General features: G+C 71.6%; 27 protein-coding genes and 2 pseudogenes. 13 read left to right on the forward strand and 16 right to left on the reverse strand.

The features are described 5' to 3' along the window. Window positions 1–163 precede the first annotated feature (163 nt). Entirely contained in the window at window positions 164–1,888 is a 1,725-nt protein-coding gene (locus ACIPFH_RS22230; protein WP_401828654.1) for a lysyl oxidase family protein, read from the reverse strand. A 171-nt stretch (window positions 1,889–2,059) separates the two neighbouring features. Beyond that, window positions 2,060–2,950, reverse strand: a complete 891-nt coding sequence (locus ACIPFH_RS22235) for a hypothetical protein (RefSeq protein WP_401828655.1) — start codon at window positions 2,948–2,950, stop codon at window positions 2,060–2,062. A 153-nt stretch (window positions 2,951–3,103) separates the two neighbouring features. Between ACIPFH_RS22235 and ACIPFH_RS22240 the strand changes: the two genes are divergently transcribed. From ACIPFH_RS22240 to ACIPFH_RS22250, 3 genes are all read left to right on the forward strand, one after another. Further along, a complete protein-coding gene (locus ACIPFH_RS22240) occupies window positions 3,104–3,547 on the forward strand; it encodes a GNAT family N-acetyltransferase (RefSeq protein WP_401828656.1) in 444 nt (147 codons plus the stop codon). 489 nt (window positions 3,548–4,036) lie between these two features. Next, window positions 4,037–4,705 (forward strand): glycoside hydrolase family 26 protein, encoded by a 669-nt coding sequence (locus tag ACIPFH_RS22245; protein ID WP_401828658.1) that lies wholly within the window; start codon window positions 4,037–4,039, stop codon window positions 4,703–4,705. Between the two features lie 62 nt (window positions 4,706–4,767). Next, on the forward strand, window positions 4,768–5,646 hold the full coding sequence (locus ACIPFH_RS22250; protein ID WP_401828659.1) for a M23 family metallopeptidase: 879 nt from the start codon (window positions 4,768–4,770) through the stop codon (window positions 5,644–5,646). 38 nt (window positions 5,647–5,684) lie between these two features. Here the strand turns inward: ACIPFH_RS22250 and ACIPFH_RS22255 are convergent, their stop codons facing one another. Next, window positions 5,685–6,173, reverse strand: coding sequence for a hypothetical protein (locus tag ACIPFH_RS22255; RefSeq protein WP_401828661.1), 489 nt, complete (start codon window positions 6,171–6,173; stop codon window positions 5,685–5,687). Between the two features lie 222 nt (window positions 6,174–6,395). Here ACIPFH_RS22255 and ACIPFH_RS22260 point away from each other — a divergent pair, with 222 nt between their 5' ends. Continuing rightward, window positions 6,396–6,926 carry an FxLYD domain-containing protein gene (locus ACIPFH_RS22260; RefSeq protein WP_359129036.1) on the forward strand — a complete coding sequence of 177 codons (531 nt, stop codon included), beginning with the start codon at window positions 6,396–6,398 and terminating at the stop codon, window positions 6,924–6,926. 143 nt (window positions 6,927–7,069) lie between these two features. Here the strand turns inward: ACIPFH_RS22260 and ACIPFH_RS22265 are convergent, their stop codons facing one another. Continuing rightward, window positions 7,070–7,774 (reverse strand): DUF6445 family protein, encoded by a 705-nt coding sequence (locus ACIPFH_RS22265; RefSeq protein ID WP_401828662.1) that lies wholly within the window; start codon window positions 7,772–7,774, stop codon window positions 7,070–7,072. Between the two features lie 218 nt (window positions 7,775–7,992). Continuing rightward, a complete protein-coding gene (locus ACIPFH_RS22270) occupies window positions 7,993–8,412 on the reverse strand; it encodes an ATP-binding protein (RefSeq protein ID WP_401828664.1) in 420 nt (139 codons plus the stop codon). 200 nt (window positions 8,413–8,612) lie between these two features. On the opposite strand from ACIPFH_RS22270, the gene ACIPFH_RS22275 reads away from it, so the two are divergent. From ACIPFH_RS22275 to ACIPFH_RS22285, 3 genes are read left to right on the forward strand one after another with little or no spacing between them, the layout of a single operon-like run. Then, window positions 8,613–9,464, forward strand: coding sequence for a helix-turn-helix transcriptional regulator (locus ACIPFH_RS22275; protein WP_401828665.1), 852 nt, complete (start codon window positions 8,613–8,615; stop codon window positions 9,462–9,464). Continuing rightward, window positions 9,461–9,700, forward strand: coding sequence for a DUF397 domain-containing protein (locus ACIPFH_RS22280; RefSeq protein WP_401828667.1), 240 nt, complete (start codon window positions 9,461–9,463; stop codon window positions 9,698–9,700). The genes ACIPFH_RS22275 and ACIPFH_RS22280 overlap by 4 nt, the downstream gene beginning before the upstream one ends. Before the next feature lie 9 nt (window positions 9,701–9,709). Then, window positions 9,710–9,955 carry a hypothetical protein gene (locus ACIPFH_RS22285; protein WP_401828668.1) on the forward strand — a complete coding sequence of 82 codons (246 nt, stop codon included), beginning with the start codon at window positions 9,710–9,712 and terminating at the stop codon, window positions 9,953–9,955. Between the two features lie 54 nt (window positions 9,956–10,009). On the opposite strand, the gene ACIPFH_RS22290 is transcribed toward ACIPFH_RS22285, so the two are convergent. After that, complete coding sequence (locus ACIPFH_RS22290; RefSeq protein ID WP_401829228.1) at window positions 10,010–10,420, reverse strand: MarR family winged helix-turn-helix transcriptional regulator; 411 nt, start codon at window positions 10,418–10,420, stop codon at window positions 10,010–10,012. A gap of 191 nt (window positions 10,421–10,611) precedes the next feature. On the opposite strand from ACIPFH_RS22290, the gene ACIPFH_RS22295 reads away from it, so the two are divergent. Then, entirely contained in the window at window positions 10,612–11,427 is an 816-nt protein-coding gene (locus tag ACIPFH_RS22295; RefSeq protein ID WP_401828670.1) for an alpha/beta fold hydrolase, read from the forward strand. Between the two features lie 96 nt (window positions 11,428–11,523). Here ACIPFH_RS22295 and ACIPFH_RS22300 read toward each other — a convergent pair whose 3' ends face one another. Further along, a complete protein-coding gene (locus ACIPFH_RS22300) occupies window positions 11,524–12,321 on the reverse strand; it encodes an MOSC domain-containing protein (RefSeq protein WP_401828671.1) in 798 nt (265 codons plus the stop codon). A gap of 131 nt (window positions 12,322–12,452) precedes the next feature. After that, a pseudogene (locus tag ACIPFH_RS22305) lies at window positions 12,453–12,566 on the reverse strand (methyltransferase); the annotation flags it as partial. A gap of 262 nt (window positions 12,567–12,828) precedes the next feature. Between ACIPFH_RS22305 and ACIPFH_RS22310 the strand changes: the two are divergent. Further along, window positions 12,829–13,554 (forward strand): DUF4142 domain-containing protein, encoded by a 726-nt coding sequence (locus tag ACIPFH_RS22310; protein ID WP_401829231.1) that lies wholly within the window; start codon window positions 12,829–12,831, stop codon window positions 13,552–13,554. A 90-nt stretch (window positions 13,555–13,644) separates the two neighbouring features. On the opposite strand, the gene ACIPFH_RS22315 is transcribed toward ACIPFH_RS22310, so the two are convergent. After that, window positions 13,645–13,866, reverse strand: coding sequence for a hypothetical protein (locus ACIPFH_RS22315; protein ID WP_401828673.1), 222 nt, complete (start codon window positions 13,864–13,866; stop codon window positions 13,645–13,647). 123 nt (window positions 13,867–13,989) lie between these two features. Beyond that, the gene (locus tag ACIPFH_RS22320; RefSeq protein ID WP_401828674.1) at window positions 13,990–15,636 is read right to left on the reverse strand and encodes a glycoside hydrolase family 13 protein; all 1,647 of its coding nucleotides are present in this window, start codon (window positions 15,634–15,636) and stop codon (window positions 13,990–13,992) included. 268 nt (window positions 15,637–15,904) lie between these two features. On the opposite strand from ACIPFH_RS22320, the gene ACIPFH_RS22325 reads away from it, so the two are divergent. Further along, a complete protein-coding gene (locus tag ACIPFH_RS22325) occupies window positions 15,905–16,882 on the forward strand; it encodes an LAETG motif-containing sortase-dependent surface protein (protein WP_401828675.1) in 978 nt (325 codons plus the stop codon). A 168-nt stretch (window positions 16,883–17,050) separates the two neighbouring features. Here the strand turns inward: ACIPFH_RS22325 and ACIPFH_RS22330 are convergent, their stop codons facing one another. Then, the gene (locus tag ACIPFH_RS22330) at window positions 17,051–18,010 is read right to left on the reverse strand and encodes a nucleoside hydrolase (protein ID WP_356252237.1); all 960 of its coding nucleotides are present in this window, start codon (window positions 18,008–18,010) and stop codon (window positions 17,051–17,053) included. Between the two features lie 94 nt (window positions 18,011–18,104). Then, complete coding sequence (gene thrS / locus ACIPFH_RS22335) at window positions 18,105–19,325, reverse strand: threonine--tRNA ligase (RefSeq protein WP_401828677.1); 1,221 nt, start codon at window positions 19,323–19,325, stop codon at window positions 18,105–18,107. Window positions 19,326–19,705: 380 nt separating this feature from the next. Between thrS and ACIPFH_RS22340 the strand changes: the two genes are divergently transcribed. Then, window positions 19,706–20,500 (forward strand): hypothetical protein, encoded by a 795-nt coding sequence (locus ACIPFH_RS22340; protein ID WP_401828678.1) that lies wholly within the window; start codon window positions 19,706–19,708, stop codon window positions 20,498–20,500. A 205-nt stretch (window positions 20,501–20,705) separates the two neighbouring features. Here the strand turns inward: ACIPFH_RS22340 and ACIPFH_RS22345 are convergent, their stop codons facing one another. From ACIPFH_RS22345 to ACIPFH_RS22355, 3 genes are all read right to left on the reverse strand, one after another. Further along, window positions 20,706–21,437 carry a GAF and ANTAR domain-containing protein gene (locus tag ACIPFH_RS22345; protein ID WP_401828680.1) on the reverse strand — a complete coding sequence of 244 codons (732 nt, stop codon included), beginning with the start codon at window positions 21,435–21,437 and terminating at the stop codon, window positions 20,706–20,708. 74 nt (window positions 21,438–21,511) lie between these two features. Then, the gene (locus tag ACIPFH_RS22350) at window positions 21,512–21,844 is read right to left on the reverse strand and encodes a hypothetical protein (protein ID WP_401828682.1); all 333 of its coding nucleotides are present in this window, start codon (window positions 21,842–21,844) and stop codon (window positions 21,512–21,514) included. A 227-nt stretch (window positions 21,845–22,071) separates the two neighbouring features. Continuing rightward, window positions 22,072–23,415 carry a helix-turn-helix domain-containing protein gene (locus tag ACIPFH_RS22355; protein WP_401828684.1) on the reverse strand — a complete coding sequence of 448 codons (1,344 nt, stop codon included), beginning with the start codon at window positions 23,413–23,415 and terminating at the stop codon, window positions 22,072–22,074. A 131-nt stretch (window positions 23,416–23,546) separates the two neighbouring features. Here ACIPFH_RS22355 and ACIPFH_RS22360 point away from each other — a divergent pair, with 131 nt between their 5' ends. Then, a complete protein-coding gene (locus ACIPFH_RS22360) occupies window positions 23,547–23,729 on the forward strand; it encodes a hypothetical protein (RefSeq protein WP_356252255.1) in 183 nt (60 codons plus the stop codon). 44 nt (window positions 23,730–23,773) lie between these two features. Here ACIPFH_RS22360 and ACIPFH_RS22365 read toward each other — a convergent pair whose 3' ends face one another. Further along, window positions 23,774–24,226, reverse strand: coding sequence for a hypothetical protein (locus ACIPFH_RS22365; RefSeq protein ID WP_401828687.1), 453 nt, complete (start codon window positions 24,224–24,226; stop codon window positions 23,774–23,776). 109 nt (window positions 24,227–24,335) lie between these two features. On the opposite strand from ACIPFH_RS22365, the pseudogene ACIPFH_RS22370 reads away from it, so the two are divergent. Then, window positions 24,336–24,932, forward strand: a pseudogene (locus tag ACIPFH_RS22370) (hypothetical protein); the annotation flags it as partial.

Raw genomic sequence — 24,932 nt, forward strand, 5'->3', positions numbered from 1 at the left:
CAGCACGTCGGTCCCCCAGGCACCCGGCCCGCCGAGGCGGGCCGGGGCAGGGCGGACGCGGTGGGGCGGCCGGTCGTGGGCGTCGGCGGGGGAACCCGCGGGTGCGGTGGATGGGCGCACAACGCCGCTCATCCGGGCAGGTTCACCGCCAACGTCCCTCGAACTAGGGAGCGTTGACCAGGTCGACCGGCGGGACCGACACCGTGCGGGCCCCCACGGTGCCGCCCAGGACGACCTTGCGCAGGGAGACGTTGTTCTTGGTGCTCGTCTCCTGGAGACGGTTCGCCGGGTTGGCGATAACCTGGATGTAGTAGGTGCCGTTCGGCAGGTCGGTGATGTCGAAGGACTGGCCGGGACGGTACTGGGTGTACGTGTCGCCGGAGCCGACGTCGAGGACCTCACGCACGGAGATGGAGTTCTGCTGACCGCACGCGGTCGACAGATCGGTGTTGAACGGGTGCCAGTTGGCGTTCTTCACCGTGTAGTCGATGGCGTCGGTGTTGGCGAGGCAGAACGCCTCCTTGCCGCTCTTGACGATTTCCTTCTGGTCGGCGGCGAGCAGCCGGTAGCTGGCGAAGTCGGTGAAGTGCCAGTGCTCGTGGCCGACGCGGGGGTCCCACTCCATGGTGCCGGCGGGGGCGTATCCGACCTGCTTGCCCTTGGCGTCGTAGAAGTACTGGTACGAGTCCATCAGGTCCGCGCCCGGCTTGCGGAAGCCGTCCACGACGAGCGGCGCGGGGCCGGCGTTCCAGACGTTGGCGCTGAAGGCGAGGTAGTCCTTGCCGGCCACGTCGCCGTCCTCGCCGTCGGTGACCGCGATGTCCCAGGCCGGCAGCGAACGCAGGTCGGGCTTGGGCACGTTGGCCGGCGCGCCCGCACGCCCGGTGGGACGCTGGGTGGCGGACTTCAGCGCGGGCGCGATGCGTGAGCCGTCGGTGTGACCGGCGCCGTCGCCCAGGTGCCGGGCGAGACCCCGGTCCTCCAGGGCGTGCGAGAGCGCGGAGGGCGTGGGGGCGTCGGCTCCACGGGGCCCGTAGTGATGCCCAGCAGTCATGCCCGCCATACCGGCCATGTCGTGCGAGGCGCCATGGCCGCTGCCGGCGCTGTCGGCGCCGTGCGAGCTGTGGGCGGTGAGCCCGACTCCGCCACCCCCGCCGCCTTCGCCTTCCCCGCCGTCACTGATCTCGCGGACGGTCAGCTTGATGGTCGGCTGGTCGTTGGGGATGCCGAACAGGTCCCGGTACTTCTTCGCCACCGCCACCTTGACGGTGTACTCGCCGACGGCCAGGTCGAGGGGCTTGTCGTAGCCGAAGGCGGAGGTGTTGGCCGCCCAGCCCTTCTCGACGCCCCAGACCGAGCCGAGTGTGAAGGGGTTGGTGGAGCAGCTCTCCGGATAGTGCGAGGTGGCCGGGGCGTCCGGGCGCAGCCGCCCGGCGGCGTTGTTCAGGCAGAACTTGCTCTTGCTCTTCTCCACCTCCACCCCGGCCGCGTTCTTGATGCTGACCTCCAGGAAGTCCGGGAGGCCGCCGAAGTCCTTCACGAGCCCGGCGGGCAGCGCCTTCGTCGTCACCTTCGACCCGTCGCGCAGGATCTGCTGGGCGACGATCGGATCCTTGTACGACTTGCGGGTCACCTTGAGCTCCAGCGGAGCGTTGTCGACGGTGACATACGTGCCGAGGTCGAGGTAGATCCCGGGTTCCCCCGCGTACCGGTCGGCGGTCACGGCCTTCGACGCGGCGACGAGCTTGAGCTGCGGCGTCCCGGGCGTGCTCGCGGGCGCGGCACCGGCACCGGGAGCGGACCCGGTGACGGCGGCCACGACGGTGAGCACGGCCCCGGTTGCGAACGCCGTGCGCTTGAGGCCCTTGCGGTGTTGCATTCTGGTCATCGGTTCCTCGTCTGCGAGTGCCATGGTCAGTGGCATCGGACTGGACAGCCCACGGCTCCGGCCGGGTCTGGCAGAACCCCTCGCACCCCGGCCGGGGCTGTGAGCACCCTGTGAGAGCGGTAAAGGGCCTGTCGGGGTTGCCTGTTGGGCGAGAAACCGACTGAAGGTGGGTCAGAGGCCGTAGCGGTTCTTCAGGTGGCGCCAGAAGTCTCGGAGCATCCACTTGTCGAACTCGGTGATCTGGGTGGCGCTGCCCGCGTTCATCAGGAAGCAGCACTGGCCGGTCGGGGTCCAGTCGTAGAAGTCGTCGAGGCCGAAGGTGTGGCCGACTTCGTGCAGGTAGATGTGGATGTTCTCCTGGTTCAGGACGCCGGTGAAGTACTCCTGGCCGACGCGTTGGCCCCAGTCGCCGCCCGCGCCGCCCTGGAAGCCCCTGGTGAGCCAGAGGGACTGGTCGTAGTGCCGGGCGGTGCCGCCGGGGCACTTGGAGTAGTTGCCGTCCTGGTGGAAGAAGCGGCCGCAGTCGGGGGCGCACTGCGGGGCGCCGGCGCCGTCGAGGACGCCGGAGTAGACGTCGACGGAGTTGTCGGTCCACTGGAGGGTGGAGCGGTTCTTGACGGCCCAGCCGACGATGTTGACCGGGACGGTGGTGTACGGCCAGTTGTCGTAGGCCCGGCCGTTCTCCAGCTGCGCGGCCATCCACTTGGCGAACTGCTTCTTCAGGGCGGTGTGGATCTGGTCGCGCAGGGTGGTGCTGACCGGGGCGTCGGACTCCCAGCGGACGCAGTAGTTGATGCTCCCCCTGTTGGCCATGACCTGGTCCCAGCCGTAGTTGCGGAAGCCGTAGAGGTCGGGGTAGGTCGTCGAGACGTGGTTCCAGACCTGGTTCAGGGGCTGGACCAGGTTGGCGGGCGGGTTCCACTCGTCGGCGGCCTCGGCCCGGGGGGCCGCGAATCCGGTCGCGTGGAAGAGGAGTGCGGTGAGGGCCGCGAGGACGGTGAGCAGTCGTGCGAGGGGCCTCGCGGGATGCCGTGCGGGGTGCCGTGCGGGGTGCTTGCGCATGGTGAACTCCTCGTGTGGGGTACGGGATTCACTTGCCTTCGCGTTCGTGCGTCCGGCTTCGTGGGTCCGGCTTCGTGCGTCTGCCGTTCGCGCGTTGTAGTCGCCGCCGGTCCCGGCTCGGGTTGCCGCCTCCCGGTCGTAGCATCTGGCGCCATGGCGGACTGGGTGATCCGAGCGGCCACGGAGGACGATGTCGAGGCCGTCGCGGAGGTGCGGGCGGTGGCGATGCGGGCCGATCTGGAGCGGCTCGGGCGCTACGACGAGCACCGTGTACGGCAGCGGCTGCGTGACGCGTTCGTGCCCGAGCACACCTGGATCGTCGAGCTCGACGGCGTCCTCGCCGGCTGTGTGGCCCTGCGTCCGGCGGACGACGCGCACTGGCTGGAGCACTTCTACCTCGCCCCGTACGCGCAGGGTCGCGGGATCGGCACCGCCGTCCTGCGGGACGTGGTCGAGACGGCCGACCGCTCGGCCCTGCGCCTGCGCCTCGACGTCCTCCGGGGCAGCCCGGCCCGCCGCCTCTACGAACGGCACGGCTTCACACTCGATCACGAGGACGCCGTGGACGTGTTCATGGTGCGCGAGCCCCGTCTTTGATCCCATTGCCTCGCGTCCTGTCCCCGGTCCGGATGGTTCGGCGGCGATTCCTGTGTGCGGGCGGGGATCGGCCGTCATCATGTGCCGATGCTCATGCCGGTGTTTCGTCCTTTTCGTGCTCTGCCGAGGTCAGGCGTTCGGTGTGGTCTCCGGCCGCCTCGTTCGGCTCTGACGCTTCTTCTCGTCGCTCTCGTCCTTCTCGCCGGGCCGGCCTGTTCGGCTGTCGGGGAGCAGCCGCGGGCCGGGGCCTCCGATGTCTCCGAGGGGAAGCCTCCCAGGCCGGCGCCGCCCGGGCCCTTCGGGGCCTATGTCGGGTACGGCTCCGGAGGGATCCGGCGGATCGCGGAGATCGACAGGTGGCTGGGACCGGCCACACCGCGGGTCGGGCACGCCTATCTGCTGGGGACCCGGTGGGGATACATCGAGGGCGCGGCCGGCGATCTCGAGCACTGGGCGAAGTGGCGGAAGGCCCGCGCGGACCGCCTGTTCGTGCTCAACGTGCCGATGCTGGACCGTGCGGAGGCGCATCTGTCCGACGCCGTCGTGCGGGACGAACTGGGCAGGGGTGCGGACGGCGCGTACGACGAGCATTTCCGGAAACTGGCCCGGCGGCTGGTCGCGCTCGGGGTGCCGGACACCATGCTCGTTGTCGGGTGGGAGATGAACGGGATCACCTACACCCATCGGTGCGGGCCCGATCCGGAGGCCTGGAAGGCGTACTGGGTGCGGATCGTGAAGGCCATGCGGTCCGTGGGCGGGCAGCGGTTCCGGTTCGAGTTCGCGCCGAACCGGGGACGGGACGCCATCCCCTGGACCAAGTGCTATCCCGGCGACCGGTACGTCGACATCGTCGGCATGGACGCCTACGACCAGCCCCATGGCATGACCTTCGACCAGCAGGTCGCCGAGCCGTACGGTCTCGCCGCGCATGTGCGGTTCGCGCGGGCGCACGGCAAGCCGGTCGCGTACCCCGAGTGGGGGCTGTTCCGCAACGGCGACAACCCGCGCTACGTACGAGGCATGCTCAACTGGTTCGCCGAGCACCGGCCGCTGTACCAGACCATCAGCGACTACTGCCCGCACGGCGTGTGGTGGTGCTCCGGCAATCCACGGTCGTCGGCCGTCTACCGGTCGCTGCTCGGGGGGCCGATCGGCTGAACCTGGCCGCCACGCGGGCCGCGTGGCGGACCCGGCCACCCCACCGGTCCGATGATCAAAAAATGGGACGAGAACACCACGCCCGTCTCCCACGAACGCGAACACGAGCGCGGGCGCAGACGCGAACACGAGCGCCGGCGCGAACTCGGGCGCGGGCGCGCTTCCGTGCCACGACCCGGTCCGCGGCCGGCGCCGCCCTGCTCGCCCTCCTGCTGCTCGCGCTCACCGTCGTGCCCGCCGGCGCCGGGAGCGACGGATTCCGCAGGGAGGCCACCCGTGCCGTCCGCGCGCACGAACAGGCCCGCAAACAGGTCGACCGGCTGCGCGAGGCGGACGCCCCGGCCGACAGGGTCAAGAACGCCGAACGCCACCGTAAGGCCGTCCGCGCCGGGCTCTGGGACCTGCTGTGGGCCATTGCGAGGAACTCCGGTGATCCGGTCGCCGTCGATCCGTCCGGCCGGGACAGCCACTGTCCGTTCGGTCACCGGAGCCGCCCGCCCGAGCGACGCGCCCACCCCTGGACGGCCCCGACCCGCCACTACTGGCTCTCCGCGAGCTACGCCGCCAAGGGCTCCCGCTGGGCCCACCGGCACACCGGCCAGGACTTCGCCGTGAACTCCGGTACCCCGGTGTACGCCGTCGGCGCCGGCACCGTCCGTGCCACGACCTGCGGCGACGGCTTCGGCAATCAGGTCGTGATCCGCCACCGCGACGGCTACTTCACGCAGTACGCCCACCTGTCCCGCATCAACGTCCGCAAGGGCGGACACGTGAAGGCCGGCCAGCGCATCGGCCTCTCCGGCGCGACCGGCAACGTCACCGGACCGCACCTGCACTTCGAGGTACGGATCACGCCCTACGCCGGGTCCGCCGTACCGCCCCTGCACTGGCTGCGCCGGAAGGCCGTCCAGGTCACGGGAGCATCCGTGATGACGCCTTGACCGGGGACCGCGGACACCTGCCGGGGGTCCGCCGACACCTACGCCTGCTGGGGGCGGTAGGCGGCCAGGGCCCAGATCACGAACACGTCGATGGCGATCTGGATGACCGCCCAGAACGGCGCGTACGGCAGGAACAGGAACTGGAGGATCAGGCTCAGGGAGGCCAGCGCGATACCGCTGATCCGGGCCCACCCCGCCCACTCGCCCCCGCTGAGCAGCCCGTAGCCGGTCACCGCCGCCACAATGCCCACGATCAGCAGGACCCAGCCCCAGCTGGTGAGGCTCAGCTCGTAGACGTAGTCCCCGACCCGGCCGTAGACGTCGTCCTCGGCGATGGCGGCGATGCCCTGGAAGACGGCGAGGAAGCCGCTCACGAACATGAGCACGCCTCCGAAGACCACCCCGCCGGCGGCCAGTCCGCCCCCGGTCGGCGGGGGCGTGGTCCGCCCCGGCGTACCGGTGCCCTGGTGGGACGGGTCCCACACGCGGGGTCCCTGCGACGGCTGGGAGTGCGGCTGGTCGCTCATGGCGCCACCCCGTCTCTGAGTCGGAACTTGCTTTCTTCCCTGCTTGGTTCTATTTCGTTCTGCTTTGTTCCACTTCGTTCTACTGCGTGCTCCACCGACCCTCCGTCCGGGCGAGGGTCGCCACCACGGGGGGTGCGCCGTTCGGGTGACCCGGCATGCGGACCGGCGGGACCGCCCCTTCACTGGAGGAAGGCCCGCGGACCCCTCACAAGGAGACATGAGATGCCACGCACCAAGGGCGTGCTGCTGACGGCGGTGGCTGTCTGCTGCGCCACCGCGCTCACCGGCTGCTCGGACGAGGACACCCCTTCGTCCGTGTCGTCCGCGGCCAGCAAGGCCGCCTCCGCGGCCGAGTCGCTGGGCAGGGAAGCCACGGCGGCCGCGTCCTCCCTCGCCTCCGGCCTGGCCTCCGAGGCGTCCTCGGCGCTCGCGTCGGCGACGGCGGAGGCGAGCCGCGAGCTGGGCGAGATCAAGGACGGCGTGGACGTGAAGTCCGACGTGAAACTCGGCGCGCCTGCCACGGACCAGGACGACCGGGCGACCGTCGAGGTCACCGTCTCCAACACCACCGACGAGTCGAAGTCCTTCAGCGTCCAGGTCGACTTCTCCGACTCCGCGGGCAACCGGCTGGACACGGTCGTCGTCACCGTCTCCGACGTGGCTGCGGGCAAGACCGGCAAGGAGACGGCCCGCAGCAACCGCACGCTGTCCGGGCAGGTGAAGGCGGAGGTGGCCCGGGCGGTGCGGTACTGACGCGGAACCCGGAGAGGTCCGTCGCGGACCGGCTGCCGCGGGAGGTCGTCACCGATCCACACCACCTGGGCGTCCAGGGCGCTTTCGTGGGCGGTCCGTTCCTGCTGCTCGTCCCCGTCGCGTCCAGCGCCGCCCGGCTCGGCTCACGCCATCCAGAAGAAGACGGCCGTCATCCGCTTCTCCTCCAGCGTCGTACCGCAGTAACCGGTCGCGCTGTGCACGAGGTTGGCGTTGTAGAGGAGCAGCCGGTTGTGCTTGTGGGGCACCCGTACGTCCTCCTCGAAGGCGTCCGGCGCGACGAAGCGGGTGCCGAGGGCCTCGACGAGGTTGTTGTGCGGGGCCTGGACGACGTTGCCGCCGAGCCGCCCGCCGGGCAGCGACTGCCGGTAGAAGCTGGTCCCGCAGTCCTTGGGGACGGACGGGTTGAGGTACAGCACGGCCGCGTACCGGCACAGCGCGCGCGAGTCGGAGTGCGGCCGGGGAGTGCTCTCGCCCTCTCCCACCACCTGGACGCAGTTGTGGTTGAGGGTCCCGCCGCCGGGCGCCCGCTGCACCCACAGTTTCCGCGCGCCCGTCGCCCTGCTCACCAGCCGCTCCACGCGCCCGAGTTCACCCGGCTCGAGACCCGGCATGGTGCGCAGTCCGGGCCAGCTCTCCGAGGTGTACGGATAGCCCTTCACCCAGTCGTCCTTGGCGAGGCAGCGCTCGCGGATCGCGGTGACGCCGGCCTCGGGGAAGACGTCGTCGATCACCCAGTAGTCGCGGCCCTTGGTGGGCTTGCGGTAGGGGAGTACGGGGAGCGTGGCGGCAGCCCTGACGGGCTGGTGGGGCCGCTGTGGCATGGACATGCAGCGAATCTAGGTCGGGGGATCCTCATGACTCGCCCTCCCCTTCGTCCGCACTCCTCCGCGAAGTGGTCAACGTTTCACCGGGGCGGTCAACGGATCACCAACCGCACAAGCCCCGACGGTCATCCGTTCGGATCGGCGAACGGATCAGCGGTGGCGGTGGCGGTGGCGGTGGCGGTGGCGGTGGCGGTGGCGGTGGCGGTGGCGTGATCAACGAGCTACGCCGCGTTCAGTTCGCACCACACCAACTTGCCCCGGTGGCCCATGCGGGACAGCGGCTGCCAGTGCCAGAGGTCCGAGCAGGCCCGGACGAGGGCCATACCGCGACCGCTCTCCGCGTCGGCCGGCTCCTCCAGCCGTCCCGGCGGCTCGGGCGGTTCGGGGTTCGCGTCCCAGGCGCCGATCTGGAGGACGCCGTCCCGGAAACGGAGACGCAGGCACGCGGGGCCCATGGCGTGCAGTACGGCGTTGGAGACCAGCTCCGAGGCGAGCAGCTCCGCGGTGTCGACCAGGCGAATCAGGCCGTGCAGGGTGAGGATCAGGCGCAGGGTGCGGCGGCAGACGGTGACGGCTCTGGGGTCGCTGGGGATGTAGAGGGAGTACTCCCAGGAGTCGGGAGTGGGAGTGGTTTCGGGCATGGGTCGGCTCCGGAGGTGGGGGCGCAGGAAGTGCGTGCGGTGGCATGCCTCAGCCGTCTTGGCAGGACGGAGTGGTGCACTTCCGCAGCGTGTGCGATGCGTCACCGACGGTAGACCTGAATGTTTCGGTGCAGCAAGCCGATCGCGTAATCTGGCCCCGAATGGGTCGCGTCTTCGAGCGAGTTGAACAAGGGGTACCGATGACGACCAGGCGCGAACCAACTGCCCGTCAGATGCGTCTGGCGTTGGAACTGCGCAGGCTTCGCGAAGCGGCGGGGCTCTCCGCGCGCCAGGCGGCCGCACTCCTCGGCGTGAGCAACGTCCAGATCAGCCAGATCGAGTCCGGGGTCACGGGCGTGAGCGAGGAGCGGCTACGTCGGCTCGCTTCCCATTACGACTGCACGGACGACGAGTTCATCGACGCCCTGGCCGCGATGGCCGCCGACAGGACGCGTGGCTGGTGGGAGGAGTACCGGGGGCTGCTGCCGGCGTCGTTCCTGGACCTGTCGGAGTTGGAACACCACGCTCGGACCCAGACCAATGTGGCCGTTCTGTTCGTGCCGGGCCTGTTGCAGACGGAAGAGTACGCCCGGGCTGTGTTCTCCAACAGGATCCCTGAACTCAGCACAGACGAGCTCGAGTTGCGTGTTCGGCACCGCATGGCACGCCGCTTGGCCATCGAGCGTGCGGCACCCATCAGACTCGAGGCGGTGATTCACGAGGCGGCGTTGCGCATCAGGGTCAGCGACCGTGCCGCGTCACGAGTCCAGCTCACACGCATCCTGGAACTCTCCGAAGCGGATCACATCAGCGTCCGTGTCATCCCTCTCGACCTTGACGGTTTCTCCAGGGGTGGCAGCAGCATGACCTATCTGGGCGGCCCAGTGACCAGGCTGGACACGGTCGTTCGCGACGCTCCCCATGGCGCGGCCCTGGTCGATTCCGAGGCTCAACTCGCGGAGTACCGCACGCGCTTCCTTAAGGTGGAGGCTGCGTCACTCGAACCGGAACGGTCGCGTGACTTCATCCACACCCTGGTGAAGGAGCTGTGAGGCGCGCTGTGATTCCCACCAACTGGCAGAAGTCGACCTACTCCGACGGCGGCGACGGCAACGACTGCGTCCAACTCGCGTCCACCCCCGCCACGCTCCACCTCCGTGAGTCGGACGACCCCGGCACCGTCCTCACCACCGCCCCGGCCCCGCTCGCTCAGTTTCTGCACGCCATACACACAGGAACTCCCGGAATTGTGGCCTCCATCACAGCCCGCGCGGGCCACGCCTGCTGAAGTGACCCGATGATCGGTCTCGTACTCCGCGTCCTTCCCTTCTGGGTGCGCGAGCCTCTGCTTGTCGTCGTCGGTGTCCCCTTCAGTGGCCTCCTCTTCTATGCCGCCATCCGGGACGGCGAGTGGATAGGGGCCGCCCTCGGCACCGCCGTCGCCGTGTTCACCGCCGTCCGCATCCACACGATCAGGCGCGCCCTCCAGACCCGCCGCCGGCTGAAGCTCATGGAGGGCATGAAACGCATCGAGGGCATCTAGGGCGCCCGGGGACGTCAAAGAACGTGGAGGTGCCGAGGGGCGCCCCGGGGCCTCTCAGTCGTCGACGTCGACGTGGTCGAACGTCCTCAGCATCTCTGTCAGCACCCGTACACAGCCCCGCACCTCGGCGTCGGTCAGATCGCCCCCGACCTCGCGGTTCAGGGTGTGCTCGCGGTCCAGAACGGTGGCGATCAGGGTCCGGCCCTCATCGGTGATCCGGATCAGGGACGAGCGCTGGTGCGCCGGGTTGGGCAGGGTCTCCACCCACCCGTGCGCCACCGCGTCGTTGACCATGCGCTGCACGAACTGCCGGCTCAGCGCCTGGATACGGCTCAGCTGCGGGACCGTCAGGTCTCCTTTGCGGCGCAGCAGATCGAGCACCGAGCGCACCCCGACGGAGGCACCCTCGACGGCCTCGCCCTGCTCGACCTTGCGCAGGGCGCGGCGGTAGAGGGGGCCGACCAGGTCGAAGACCTCGGTGAGCCGGTGACCGAGTTCGTCGGCCGGGAGAGGCGGGTCGGCCGGGAGAGGCGGGTCGGTGGGGTGAGGCGGGTCGGCGGGGAGAGGCGGGTCGGTGTCGTTCACCTCCACATGATGCACCCGGGATTATGACACCTAGGTTGCCAACACCCGAGTGAGATGACACCTTGGTTGTCATGACTGCTGCCTCGGACATGAAGTACTTCGCCTCCGCCGACGGGGACCTCGCCTACCGCGAGGCCGGCGCCGGAGAACTCGTGGTCCTGGTCCACTCGGGATTCGTCGATCACCGTGTCTACGACGCGGTGATCCCCGCGCTCGCCCTCACCCACCGGGTGATCGCGGCGGACGTGCGTGGCCACGGCGCCTCCGCCAACGCGACCCGGCCCTTCCGCTGGGCCGACGACCTCGCCGCGCTGCTGCGCCACCTCGACGCGGGCCCCGCGGTGCTGGTCGGAGTCTCGATGGGTGGCGTGATCGTCAGCGACACCCTGCTCGAACACCCGGGGCTGGTCCGCGCGGCCGTCGTGGGCGGCGCCTCGACCGGCGAGTTCCAGGACTCCGACCCCTGGCACCGGGCGATCCAGGCCGAGACGGCCCGTGCCCTGGCCGCGGGTGACATCGAGGGCTGGCTGAAAGCGTTCCTGAGCTATGTGCCCGGCCCGCACCGCGCTCTCGACGAGGTGGACCCGGACATCCCGCGCCGCCTGAGCGAGATGGCCCTGAACACCCTCTCCAAGCACACGCCCGGAGAGAAGGACTGGCTCGTCCGGGTGACCGACACCTGGTCGCGGGTGCCGAAGATCGACGTCCCCGTGCTCACGGTGAACGGCGCGCTGGACACCCCCGATGTGATCGCCGCGGCACAGCGCCTGGCCGACGGCGTCCGGAACGGCCGCTCCGTGCTGATCGAGGGCACCGGCCACTACTTCAACATGGAGAAGCCCGAGGAGTTCACCGCCGTCGTCGCGGACTTCCTGCGCACCCTCTGACCGGCCGCGGGGCCGGCGGGTATCCGGTGGATCAGGCGGGCCGCCCGCGGTCACCGCCGACGGCACGACCGCGCGCGTCCGGGCCGTGCCGGACGATCACCTGTCCGACGACGGCACCTCCGCCGTACGCGCGCTGTGGCGGGACGTTCCCCTCGAAACCGAACTCGAAGCCTGACCCGAAGCCGGACCCGAAGCCGGACCCGAAGTCACCATCACCTCGTCGCCCACCGACACCCTCCCAGCCCGCCGCACCTCGAAGTACGCGCCGAAGGCGACTCCGCCGCCGTCGGCCCGGCGGTAGTCCGCGAGGGTGCGCAGGGGTTCCGGGCCCGAGCGGCGGCCGGTGTGCTGGTCGACCATCGTGATGGCGCAGCGGATCGTGTCCTCGGTGAAGGCCAGCTCCGTGCCGGCGATGGCGAGACGGGCGGCACCGTCCTCGGTGTGGGGGGTGTCCCAGCCGTCCACCACCAGGTTGGGGCGGAAGCGGTCCATCGGGAGGGGCGCGGCTCCGCGTTCGGCGAGCCGGTGGTTCAGGGCGTCCAGGCTCGCCCGGGACACGAGGTGCAGGCGGCCGCTGTTGCCGGCCGGGGGCCGGACCAGGGTGCTCGGGGCACCCAGGACGTCCGTGAGCCACGCGTGCACGTCCGCGCTGTCCGCCCGCACCGGGTCCCTGCCCGGCGCACTCAGCGTCAGCTCGCCGTCGGTCGACTCCGGGGTGATCAGGGCCAGTCCGGGGTCGCCCCACTGCCAGCGCAGGTCGCCCTTCTCGTCGGCGATCGCGTACGTGCGGTCGTGCAGCAGACCGGTGCTCGTCAGCGTCACCTCCGAAAGCGCCGTCCCCGCGCATCCCTTCACCGGGTAGTACGTGATCCCTGCCAGTCTCGCGACCGTCATCCCAACGCCCCCTCGTCAGCCTGTCCGAGTCCGCCCGGCCGGCCTGGGCCCGTCCCGGCCGTCCCGTTCGATCCCGGTCCCGGTCCCGGTCCCGGTCCGCCTGAGCTTGTCCTGGCCGGCCCGGGTCCGGCTCAGTCCGTCACCAGCGCGAGCACAAAACCGTCGTACCCCTTTTCGCCCACCGTCTGAACCGCCGTGGCCGTCAGTTCCGGGTGTTCCGCGACCAGTTCGGTGAAGCGGCGGACTCGGAAGTAGTCGTCGACGGCGGTCCAGGTCTGCTGCACCACGGGTCCCCTCGTTGTCCGGCATGGCATTCAGTGAGTTCCTTGAGGGAACTTACCCGGGGCCCGTGATTGTCGTCCATCAACTTTTCACGGCTACCGGTGAGTCGGATCGGCTCCCCGTGCGTACTCCTGTGTGTCCGCCCCCACCGGACACACAGCACATCGACACATCGGCGGAATCCCCGACCGGGCAGGAGGCACGGTGCCACTTTCGCGAAACATGATGGGAACGCTGTTCGTCGGCGGTGCGCTGACCCTGACGTTCAGCGCCCTCGCCTACCCATCGATGCTCGGACTTGACACCGTGTCGACCTCGACCGACCGGATCATCGCCAACACCCAGTGGGGTCCGCTGACGGAAGGCGACCGCTCCTTCGTCGTCGCGGTGCGCGCGGCCGGCCTCTGGGAGTACCCGGTCGGGCAGATCGGGCTGCAGAAGGGGCAGAGCAAGGGCGTCCTCGTCGCCAGCCAGCACCTGATCGACGGGCACGCGGCCCTGGACGAGACCTGCCGCAAGATCGCGCCGATGCTGAACATCACGATCCCGAACATCGCCAGTCCGCAGCAGGAGGGGTTCGTCAACACCCTCAAGGCGGACCAGGGCAAGCAGTTCGACGTCGACTTCGCCAACATCCTGCGCATGACGCACGGTTCGATCTTCAACACCGTGGCGAAGATCCGCTCGACGACGAAGAACACGCTGGTGCGCGCCCTGGCCGACCAGGCCAACAACACCGTCCTGGACCACATCACGGTGATGGAGCAGACCGGCCTGGTCGACTTCGACACCACGCTGTTCACCCAGACCACCCCGCCGAAGCTGCCCAAGGCGGACATGACCCCGCCGGTCCCGCCCGCCGGTCAGCCCCTGATCGTCCTGACCCCGCCGCCGAACGCCACCTCCACCCCGGTGGACATCGGCGGCGCGGTGGCGGGCAACGGCGGATAACCGACGGACGCACGCACGCCGGAGCGGCCCGGCCGACAGGTGTCGGCCGGGCCGCTCCGGCGCCGCACGGGCCAGGGCCCGTGCGGCGGATCAGGCCGCCCGTACGGGCCTACTTGGTCCGGTAGGCGTGGTGGTCTGGGTGATCAGGGTGATCCAGTGGGTCACGGGGGCGGCGGTGCCCGCGCCGGTGGCGGCAGGCGATCCGGTCGCCACCGGCGCGGCGCCGGCCGGCAGGGCACCGGCGGTCCCCGCGATCAGCGCGAGCGCCGCTGCCATGACGGCCTTGCCGGGTCCGTTGAGTCTTCTGCGCAACTGTCCCCCTCGGAGAGGTGATCGGGCACACGAGGAAACATGTGCCTCACCCTCGACAGACGAGGTGCGCGGACCGGAATGTTTCACTTCCACTTCGGCCGGGGCGGCGGTCCGGGACCGGTTTCAGGCCAGCCAGACCGTCGTGTCCGGAGCCAGTCGGCCGTCTCCGTCGAGGGGAGCGCTGCTCAGCAGCACCTCCCCCGGGGGCAGCGGGACCGGTGTCTGCGACAGGTTGGTCACGCACCGCCAGCCGTCGTGGCGGGCGAAGGCCAGCACGCCCGGCGGGGTGTCCCACTGCCAGCCGAACTCCTCGCCGTCGAGCAGCTTGCGGCGCAGGCGCAGGGCCGTGCGGTAGAGCTCCAGGGTGGAACCCTGCACCCCCTCCTGGGCCTCGACGGCGTACCGCGCGAAATACGGCGGCTGCGGCAGCCAGGCACCGGCCGCGCCGAACCCGTACGACGCTCCCGTCGTCGTCCAGGGAAGCGGCACCCGGCAGCCGTCGCGGCCCTTGCGGACGCGGCCCGTCTGCTCCCACAGGGGGTCCTGGAGCACCTCCACGGGCAGGTCGGCGACTTCGGGCAGACCCAGCTCCTCGCCCTGGTAGACGTACGACGATCCCGGCAGCGCCAGCATCAGCAGGGTCGCCGCGCGGGCCCGGCGCAGGCCGGCGTTCACGTCGACGCGCGGGGCGTGGCCGCCCGAGAGGAGCCAGGCGTTGTCGTCCGTGCCGGGCGGCAGCATGAGCCGGGAGGCGTGCCGCAGGACGTCGTGGTTGGAGAGGACCCAGGTGGCCGAGGCTCCTACGGCGCGGGCGGTGGCGAGCGAGTCGGTGATGACCGTACGGATCTCCTCGGCATCCCAGGCCGCCTGCAGATACTCGAAGTTGAAGGCCTGGTTGAGTTCGTCCGGGCGGGCGTAGAGGGCGCGGCGGGGCCCCGGGACCCAGGCTTCGGCGACGGCGGTGCGGGGCGGGGTGTAGGAGTCGAGGACGCGGCGCCAGTCGCGGTAGATCTCGTGGACCTCCTCGCGGTCGTAGAAGGGGTGGGTACCGGGGGGCAGTCGGTCGAGGGCCGCCTCGCCCAGGAGTTCCGGTGTGCCCAGGTCGCGCAGGGGTTCGGTGAGGTCCTTGGCCAGCGCGTGGGCCACGTCCACCCGGAAGCCGTCCACACCCCGGTCGGACCAGAAGCGCAGGGTGGTGCGGAAGTCCTCGCGGACCTCCTCGTGGTCCCAGTTCAGGTCGGGCTGCTCGCGGGCGAAGAGGTGCAGGTACCACTGGCCGTCGGGGACGCGCTGCCAGGCGCTGCCGCCGAAGACCGACTGCCAGTCGGTGGGCGGGAGTTCGCCGCTCGGGCCACGCCCGGCGCGGAAGACATAGCGCTCCCGGGCCGGTGACCCGGGGCCGGCGGCGAGCGCCTCCTGGAACCAGACGTGCTGGTGGGAGGTGTGGTTGGGGACGAGGTCGACGATCACCTTCAGTCCGAGTCGGTGGGCCTCGGCGACCAGCGCGTCGAAGTCGGCGAGGGTGCCCAGGCGCGGGTCCACGTCCCGGTGGTCGGCGACGTCGTAGCCGCCGTCGGCGAGCTCGGACGGGTAGAAGGGGGAGAGCCAGAGGGCGTCCACGCCGAGGCCGGCAAGGTGGGGCAGCCGACCGGTGACGCCTCGCAGGTCCCCGAGTCCGTCGCCGTCGGCGTCGGCGAAACTGCGCGGATAGACCTGGTAGACGACGGCCTGTCGCCACCAGTCGGGACGGTGTGAGGAGAAGTCGGTCATGAACGGAAGTCTGTCCATCTTGCCGGGAATGTGAACGCGCGAGCCATTCGGAGTAGATCATTCCGCACGTGCCGGAGATGTGACGGAATCTTGAACTCCCTGAGGTTTGGCCCAGGTTGACAGCGGTCTACGGTCCGCACGACGATGGGCCCACACTGTGGCCCCCGTGACCGGAGGGCCTGGTGTTTCTTCTTCTGATCTGACCAATCAGCCCCGGCCGTTCCGCTCCGGCCGATGAAGCCTGGCACTCGCCAAGAATGGGATTCGCATGTCCATAGCGAGACGTGTCACCGTGCGCCGCCTGCTGGGGACGGGCGCCGCTTCGCTCACCCTGTGCGCCGCCTCCGTCGCCGCCGCCTCCGGCGCCTTCGCCAGTACCGGGACACCCGGTGGCGACGGCTGGAAGTCCGGCGGCCAGTACCAGCCGGGAACGGGCGCGGGCACCGAGACGGGGACCGACCGCTGCGAGTTCTCGCTCGACGGCACGCACTTCTACGACTCGGTCCGGGTCGACGACCAGAACCTCAAGCCGACCGAGGACGGCAAGATCCACGTCACGGTCCGCGCGGCCGGTGACGCGACGACGTGCACGGCCTCCCTCGCCTCCTACCTCGCCCACGGCGCCAGCTTCCGCACCTCCGGCGAGCAGGTCTTCGTCGACTTCGACACCGTGACGGTCAAGCCCGGCAAGACCGACACCCTCGACATCTCCGTGCCCGACGCCGGCTGCTACGCGCAGATCGACCTCTACCGCGGCGCGGTCAGGTTCGACGGCAAGCTCGACGCGAAGGACGGGTTCGTCCACGGGGACCTGCCCAAGGGTCCGGACCGTCCGGTCATCAAGGACAAGCTGATCGCGGCCTGGAACGGCGGCACGAAGGACTGCACGGTCACCGAGCAGCCGCCGCCGGCCGGGGGCGGTGGATCGTCGCCGTCGCCGTCCGCTTCGACGCCTTCTGAGCCGTCGAAGCCGTCGGAGCCGTCGGAGCCGTCGGAGTCGACGTCCGGGAGCACGTCTCCCTCGCCGTCCGCGTCGGAGTCGGAGTCGAGCACGCCGACGCCGTCCGCGTCCGCCTCCGAGTCGACCACCGCGCCGGCGGCCACGCCGAACGGTGGCGGTGGCGACCTCGCCGAGACCGGCGCGGACAGCAACACCCCGCTGATCGCCGGCGGCGCGGCCGCACTGCTGGCGGGCGGCGCGGCGATCGTCGTCGCGACCCGCCGCCGCAAGACGCTGCGCGGCTGACGCTGCGGCGCTGACACCGTCGCGGACGGCGTGACGCTGCGGCGCCGACACTGCGGGGTCGGCCTGACGCTGCGCGGCTGACACTGCGCGCACGACGTGACGCTGCGGTGCTGACGCTGAGGGGCCCGGGAGCACTGCTCCCGGGCCCCGTTCGGGTATTGAGGGGTGTCAGCCCTCCAGCGCCGTCAGCCACAGCTTCACGTAACGCTCCACGTCCACGTCCAACGCCACGTCCACCAGGGTCTGTTCACGGACACCCTCGTGGATCTCGGACTCGCCGGGGCGCGGGCGCCGGTCGACGATCGTCTGACCACGGGCCGGGCCCGGGGCGAGGGAGACCTCGACCGGGAGCAGCTCGGTGGTCAGGCCCGCCGGGTCGGCCACCGCGCAGACCGCCCCCGCGTCGCCGAGACCACCGGTCGGGGTGGGGTCGCCGGAGGTGGCGGGGTCGCGGTGGGCGAGCAGTTCGCCGGCCAGCCGGAGGCGGGGTTCCGGGCTCGCCCGCAGCCGCGCCACGTCCGCCGCCGGGACCAGGACCCGCTTGAACACGTCCAGGCCGTACATGGTGATCGGCACGCCGGCGGTGAGCAGGATCGCGGCCGCCTCCGGGTCGTGCCACACGTTGAACTCCGCGACCGGCGTGGCGTTCCCGGTCGTCACCGCGCCCCCCATGAACACGATCCGCTCGATGTTGCGGGTCACCTCCGGGTGGGTGCGCAGCAGGAGGGCGATGTTGGTCAGCGGGGCCGTGGGAACGAGGGTAACCGGGCGCGGGGAGGCCAGGATCTCGCGGCGCAGCAACGTGACCGCGTCCACGTCGACGGGCCTGCGGGTCGGGGCCGGCAGGCCCAGATCGCCCATGCCGTCCTGCCCGTGCACATGGCTTGCCGTGCGGACCGCTTCGATCAGCGGCCGCTCCGCGCCCCGGGCGACCGGGACGTCCCCGGCGCCCGCGTACTCCAGCACGGTGAGCGTGTTGCGGACCACGCCGTCCACGTCCGTGTTCCCGGCCACGCACGTCACCGCCCGCACGTCCAGGCCGGGATGGCGTACGGCGAACAGCAGGGCGAGGGCGTCGTCGACACCCGTGTCGCAGTCGATGATCACGGGGATGGGCTGCTCGGTCACCTCGGTAACTCCTTCCGCACCACGGTCGCCGTCGCCACCGACCCTATGCGCCCACCCACCGCCACCGCCCCTGTACGGGCGGGCGCGGGCCCGTTCACACCCACAGCCCGGTTCCACGCGCCGCAGCCCGCTCCCCGATCCGGCGGACCAGCTCGTCGGCGGGCAGCGCCGGTGGGCGGCGGTTGTCGCGCAGCCGGACGGCGACCAGGTCGTCCCGCGCCTCCCGCTCCCCGATCACCGCCTGGTACGGCACCAGCCGCGCCGCCCGCACCCGGGCCCCCAGGCTGCCCCGCTCCGGCCCGGCGAGCTCCGCCCGGAGTCCGGCCGCCACCGCCCGACGCACCAGCTCCGCCGCCCGTTCCCCCTGCGCCTCCGACACCGGCAGCACGACCAGCTGGACGGGCGCCAGCCACACGGGGAACGCGCCACCGTGTTCCTCGAGGAGATGCGCCACGGCCCGTTCCACGCTGCCGATGACACTGCGGTGCACCATCACCGGGCGGTGTTTCGCGCCGTCGGCGCCGATGTAGTGCAGGTCGAAGCGCTCGGGCTGGTGGAAGTCGATCTGGACGGTGGAGAGGGTCGCCTCGCGGCCGGCCCGGTCGGTGATCTGTACGTCGATCTTCGGACCGTAGAAGGCGGCCTCGCCCTCGACGGCGTCGTAGTCGATGCCCGCCCGGTGGAGGACCTGCCGGAGCAGAGCGGTGGCCCGGCTCCAGAGCTCCGGATCGGCGACGTACTTGCCGCCCGCGCCCGGCAGGGAGAGCCGGTACCGGGCCGGGCGGATCCCCAGGTCCGCATAGGCGCGGCCGATCAGCTCCAGGGCGGCCCGGGCCTCGTCGACGGCCTGCTCCAGGGTGCAGAAGACGTGGGCGTCGTTGAGCTGGATGGCCCGTACGCGGGTCAGTCCGCCGAGCACACCGGACAGCTCGGAGCGGTACATTCCACCCAACTCGGCGATGCGGAGCGGAAGTTCGCGGTAGCTGTGGGAACGGGAGCGGTAGATGAGCGCGTGATGCGGGCAGAGGCTGGGGCGCAGCACGACCTGCTCGGCGCCCAGCTGCATCGGCGGGAACATGTCCTCGCTGTAGTGGTCCCAGTGGCCCGAGATCTCGTACAGCTCACGCTTGCCGAGCACCGGCGAGTACACGTGGTGGTAGCTGGCGGCGCGCTCGGCCTCCCGTACGTACTCCTCCAGGGTGTGGCGTACGACCGCGCCGTCGGGCAGCCAGTACGGCAGCCCCGCGCCCATCAGGGGGTCGGTGTCGAAAAGGCCCAGCTCACGGCCGAGGCGTCGGTGGTCATGGTCGTTCATGGGGAGCTCCCTCATCGAGGCGGGGCGAGGGAGCCGGGGAACGACGAAGCCCCGGGGCACTCGCCCCGGGGCTTCGGACATCCAGTTCGTGGATCAGCGCGCCGGGACGGGGTCCGGCGTCGTCGTGAGGGACGGCTGGGCGCGCTTCATAGAGCCGACCGTAGCAACCGGATCCAGCGGGACGCGATCCGTTTTCCCCCGCCGATCCACACTCCGGCCACCCGCCCCGCCACCCGCCCGCAGCAACGCGGTTAACCCGTACGGACCGCCGCGCTGGTCGCCCCGTGGCACCGGTGTTGCCGTGAGAGAAGGCACTACCGGCACACCCCCGCCCTCCCGCACACCCCTCGGTACCGCGCGCACTTCTGGAGGCACCCCCGATGGCCCGTACCGCTTCCCCGGCCTCCACGCTTCTCCTCGTCGCGGTCGCCGCTGTCGCCACCGTCACGACCGGCTGCGCCACCCTCGGTCTCGAGCACCCGCCGACCGCCGCGCCGGCCACCCCCACCGTCGCGCGGTCCTCGGCCCGGCCCACCGCGCCGACCACCTCCCCCGTCCTCACCGAGGCGCAGGCGCGCGCCGCTCTCATCACCGAAACCGACCTCGGCGCGCCCTGGACCAAGACCCAGGGCGCCGCCACCTGGCGGGACGGGATTCTCAAGGCGACCACCTCGACCCCCGACTGCCGGCGACTCCTCGACGCCCTCTACGCCGAGGAGTTGCTCGGCGGTCCCGCCCGCGCGGTCGTCGGACTCGACGACCCGGACGCCGGCGCCCAGCTGCGCTACCAGCTGATCGGCGCCCGTCCGGCCGACGTCGACCGCAGGCTGGCCTGGCTGAGGACGATGCCGCAGAAGTGCGCCCGGTTCGCGGCCGAGGCGACCGGCGACACCGTGCTGGACGTGCAGGTCTCCGAGCTGCCGCTGCCGGAGGTGGGTGACGTCCGCCAGGGCCTGCGCGTGACCCTGACGATCTGGGCCACGGCCGAGGAGAACCCCGGCGGCGACCCGACCGCCCTCACCCTGGACGTCGCCGCCGTCCGGGCCGGCGAGGACGCCTTCGTCCTCACCAACGGCGGCCTGAACGACGCACCGAACGCGGCGACCCAGGCGGCCGTACAGCTCGGCGTCCGGCGACTGGCGGACGTCCGACAGCAGGGGAAGGTGCGGGTCTGAGGCGCGAGGCTGAGGGACGGGGCTGAGGGACGGGTGCGAGACGCAGGGCTCAGGCGCGCGTGCGAGACGCAGGACTCAGACGCGCAATGCGAGACGCAGGACTCAGGCGCGCGTGCGAGACGCAGGACTCAGACGCGCGTGCGAGACGCAGGGCTGAGGCGCGGGTGGGGGTGTCGCGGCGGGTGCGTGCGGGTTCGGGGGCGGCTCAGACGGTCGGCTCGTCGTCGAAGCTCAGCCGCAGGGCGACCACCTCGTGGGCCAGTTCCAGGACGGTGCAGCTGTGCGCGAAGGCGTGGCCCCGCAGCAGGGACAGCGCCTCGTCCGCGGCGATGCCGTGCTGGGCCATCACCATCCCGACGGCCTGGTACACCTCGTCGTGTTCGGTGGCCAGCGGGCTGAGCCAGCGGCCGACGTCGTCCGGGTCGTGCGGCTCCGCCCTCGGCAGCACCACCAGGGCCGCCGTCACGGCCTCGGCCACCACCCGCGCCGTGCGGACCTCCTCTGCGGCGAGCTCACCGGGCACGTCCCGGTAGAGATCGAGGATGCCCACGCACATCGCGCGGTCGCCCAGCGGCATGGCGTACACCGCCCGCACCCCGACGGACGCCGCCTGCTGCGCGAACACCGGCCAGCGACAGGCGTCCCGGTTCGAAAGCAGGTCCGCGGCGGAGACCATCGCACCGGTCTCGGCCGCCTCGAAACAGGGCCCGTCCCCCAGCGTGACCTCCATCTCCATCATCTGGGCGGCCCGCTCACCGCTGGCGCTCAACGGCACCGGCATCCCGTCGCCGCGCAGCGACATGCTCGCGCCGCTCACCGGCAGCAGCTTCATCACGGCGTCGCACAACCGCTGCGGCACCTCCCGCGGACCGGCGCCCCGCGTCTCCTCGGCGATGACTTCGGCGACCCGGTCCCGCTCCCGGTGGCCCATGGTCATCACCTCCGTCCACGGGCCGGCCACCCCTCGTGATGGGCCGGGTACCCCGCGCCCACCGGGGAAACCGGCTTCGGCTACGGCTTCTCGTACGGATCCGCGGGCTGTTTCACCCGCGTGAGCGTGACCGCGTCCAGGACCGGCGGCCAGGCCGCGTCGGAGCCGAGCGCGCCCTTCGGACGCCAGGTGCCGGTGACGGTGACCCAGGTGTCGGCGGGCAGGACGTCGTCGTCCGCGTCCCGGATCTCGACCTTGCCCATGGCGGCGTCGGCGGCGCAGCGGGTGGCGAGGAGGCGGGTGACGTACCAGGTGCTGTCGTCACCGTGGGTGACGACTCCGGTCAGGCGGACGGTACGGCCCTTCAGCGAACACCCGCTGTCGTGGATCGCGCGCGAGCTGCACCCGGCCACCGGTCGGCTCGACCGGGCTCCCCGCCGGGAGCGCCGGGAAGGACCCGACGCCCTGCGCGGCCCGCTGGGCGGCCTCGCGGCCGGCGCCGCAGGAGCCGAGCGGAGAATTCCGTGCCCCCTTCCAGCCCGTCCGGCGATTGAGGACGAGGCCCGTCCAGGGCCGAAGCGGGGCTCTGGGGGCGGCAGCCCCCAGGGATGGGACGGGAAGGGGCGGCGGGGGCGAGAAACTACAGCGGCGGCTGCGCGGGCGCCGGCCCCAGCGTCGTGGTCCCCGGCGCCGTACGGTGCCCGAGCCCCGTGCGATACGCGTCGAGCGCCGCCTCCACCCGCCCCGTACGCCGCAGCAGATCCCCCAGCATCCGGCACAGATCGGCGAGATCCCCCGCAGCCCCGGCCCGCTCCAGCAGACTCAGCGCCCGCACATAGTGCTCCTCCGCCGCCTCCGTGTCCCGCGCGTCCTCGGCGATGATCCCGAGCAGCCGGTGCGCCCCCGCGGAGTGCACGGCACCGCGTTCGGGCGACAGGTCCCCGAGCACGGTGTGCAGCAGCGCGGCGGCGTCCTCCGACTTGCCCCGCCGGTGCAGGACGTCGGCCAGCTCGACGGCGACCTGGCTGCTGTAGAGCGCGGCGCGCTGGGCCGAGAGCATGCCCTGGGCCTGCTTCAACTCGTCCTCGGCACGCTCCAGTTCGCCGTTCTGGGCGTAGACGTAGCCGCGCATCCAGTGGCAGTTGGCGAGTTCGGTACGGAGCTGGAGCTGACGGTAGAGCTCGGACGCCTTGGCCAGCGAGGCGTCGGCCTCCGCGAGGCGGCCCTCGGCGAGGAGCGTGCGCGCGACGGAACGGTGCATCCGGGCGACGAGCGCGGGGTCGCCGACCTGGGGCGCGAGAGCGAGGGCGAACTCGGCGGCCTGCGCGGCGCGGGCGTGGGCGCCCATGTCCATGTACGGGCCGATGACGGAGGCGTAGAGGAGGAGCAGCGCGTCGGGGTCGTGCAGCCCGCCCCGGTTGAGCTCGTCGAGGGTCGACTCCAGCAGGTATACGGCGTAGCGGAGTTCACCGGCGAGATAGTGGGCGACGGCGCGGCCGCGCAAGGCGGGGACGCGGGCGGGCAACGGCGCGTGCGCGAGACAGGCCTCGGCGCGCTCGAAGCAGCGCAGGGCGGTGTCCAGGTCGCCCGTGTCGATCCCGCACTCCCCGAGGCCGAGCAGCGCGGTGGCCTGCTCCTCGTCGAGCCCGTGCTCCCGGGCCTCGGTGAGCAGCGCGGTGTACTGGAGAGCCGCTTCCTCCGCCTCCCCGGTGGCCAGCGCTCGCTGGGCCTCGGTGAGGCGGAGGCGCAGATCGGTGACCAGGCGGGCGGGCCGGCCGGTCGCGAGCTCCTCGAAGTCGACGCCGAGCCGCTCGGCGATGTGTTTGAGCGCCTCGTCGGAGGGCCGCACCCGGCCCGCCTCCAGCGTGGAGACATAGGCAGGGGTGTAGGTCGGCTCGGCCAACTGCCTCTGTGTCAGCCCCTGTTCGACACGCAACCGCTGCACCCGGCGCCCCACGACCTCCGGTTCGTCCCGCTCTCCCACGCCCGACTCCCCCAACTCCCCCTGTGCCTCTTGCCGTTGGACTATCTCAGCCTCTAGGTTAAACGGCGAGTTAAGCACGTTTAACAGTTGGTTGACGTGAGTATCGCAGTTGCCGACGTTGCGAGGTAGCCGTGCCCGGAAGCACATCCGCACGCCCTTCCGCACGCCCTTCGGCGCCCTATGCCAGAGCCGTCGCCGCGGCGGTCCTTGCCGTCACCGCACTGATCACGGCGGCCAACGCGGGCCCGGCCGGACACACGGAGACCACACCGGTCTCCCCGACGGCCCGCCACGACATGGCGGAGCGCCACTAGGCCCTGCCCCCGCCGGCGAAGCGGCCGCCCTCCGGGGAGGCGGCTCACCCCTGCGTCTGCAACTGCCGCAACTGTTGCTGGACGTGGTCCAGCGCGCCCTCACGCCGGCCCGGCACCCGGGCGCGCAACTCCGCGATCGCCTGCCCCAGCGCACGGGCCCGCGGCACGTCGGCGATCCGGCCCCACTGGTGGTGCGCCCGGTCGACCGCCGCCTCCACGGCGGGCGCGTCGACCGGCTGCCCGGCGGCCAGCCGCGCGACGGCGACCGCCATCCAGGTACGGCAACTGCGCTCGGCGTCCCCCGCGAACATCGCCAGATCCGCCCGCACCTCACCCCAGTGCAGCGCCTCCTCGGACCCGGGCCCGTACGAGGCGGCGGCGGCCTGCTCCAAGTCGGCGGCAAGCACATCGGCGTCGGCGTGCCGCCCGGCCCGGACGGCCGTGGAGATGGCGGCATGAGACTCGAGATCACGCCTGCCCGATCCGTCCGCGACCACCGCCCCCTGCCCGGAAGACGCCGACCCGTGAACCCGGGGGCGGGACCCCCCTGAGGCGCCGGAAACGCCGGGGGGACCGGAAACGCCGGGGGTGTCGGAGACGCCGGGGGTGTCGGAGACGCCGAAGCCGGTTGCAGGCACGGCCGAGGTTGCGGGCACGACCGAGGTTGCGGGCACGACCGAGGTTGCGGGCACGACCACGGTTGCAGGCACGGCCGAGACCGAGGGCACGGCCACGGTTGCGGGCACGGCCACGGTTGCGGGCACGGCCGAAGCGTGGAGCACGCTGGAGGTGGTGGTCGCGTCGGAGGCGGCGGGCACAGCCGAAGCCGCGGGGACGCTGGGTGCGGGGGGTATGGCCGAAACCGCGGGCACGCCGGAGGCGATGGGTATGTCCGAAGCCGCGGGCACGCCGGAGGCGACGGGTATGGCCGAAGCCGCGGGCACGCCGGAGGCAACCGATATGCCGGGAGCCGCTGGCACGCCGGAGGCGACGGGCACGGCCCAGGCGGCAGGCACGGCCAACGCTGCGGGCGCGGTCGAAGCTGAGGGCATGTCGGAGGCGGCGGGCACGGCCGGACCGGCGGTCGCGTCGGGGGCGGCAGGCACAGCCGAAGCCGCGGGCACGCCGGAGGCAACCGATATGCCGGGAGCCGCTGGCACGCCGGAGGCGACGGGCACGGCCCAGGCGGCAGGCACGGCCAAC

The sequence above is a fragment of the Streptomyces sp. NPDC088157 genome, assembly GCF_044741545.1.
Lineage (GTDB): Bacteria > Actinomycetota > Actinomycetes > Streptomycetales > Streptomycetaceae > Streptomyces.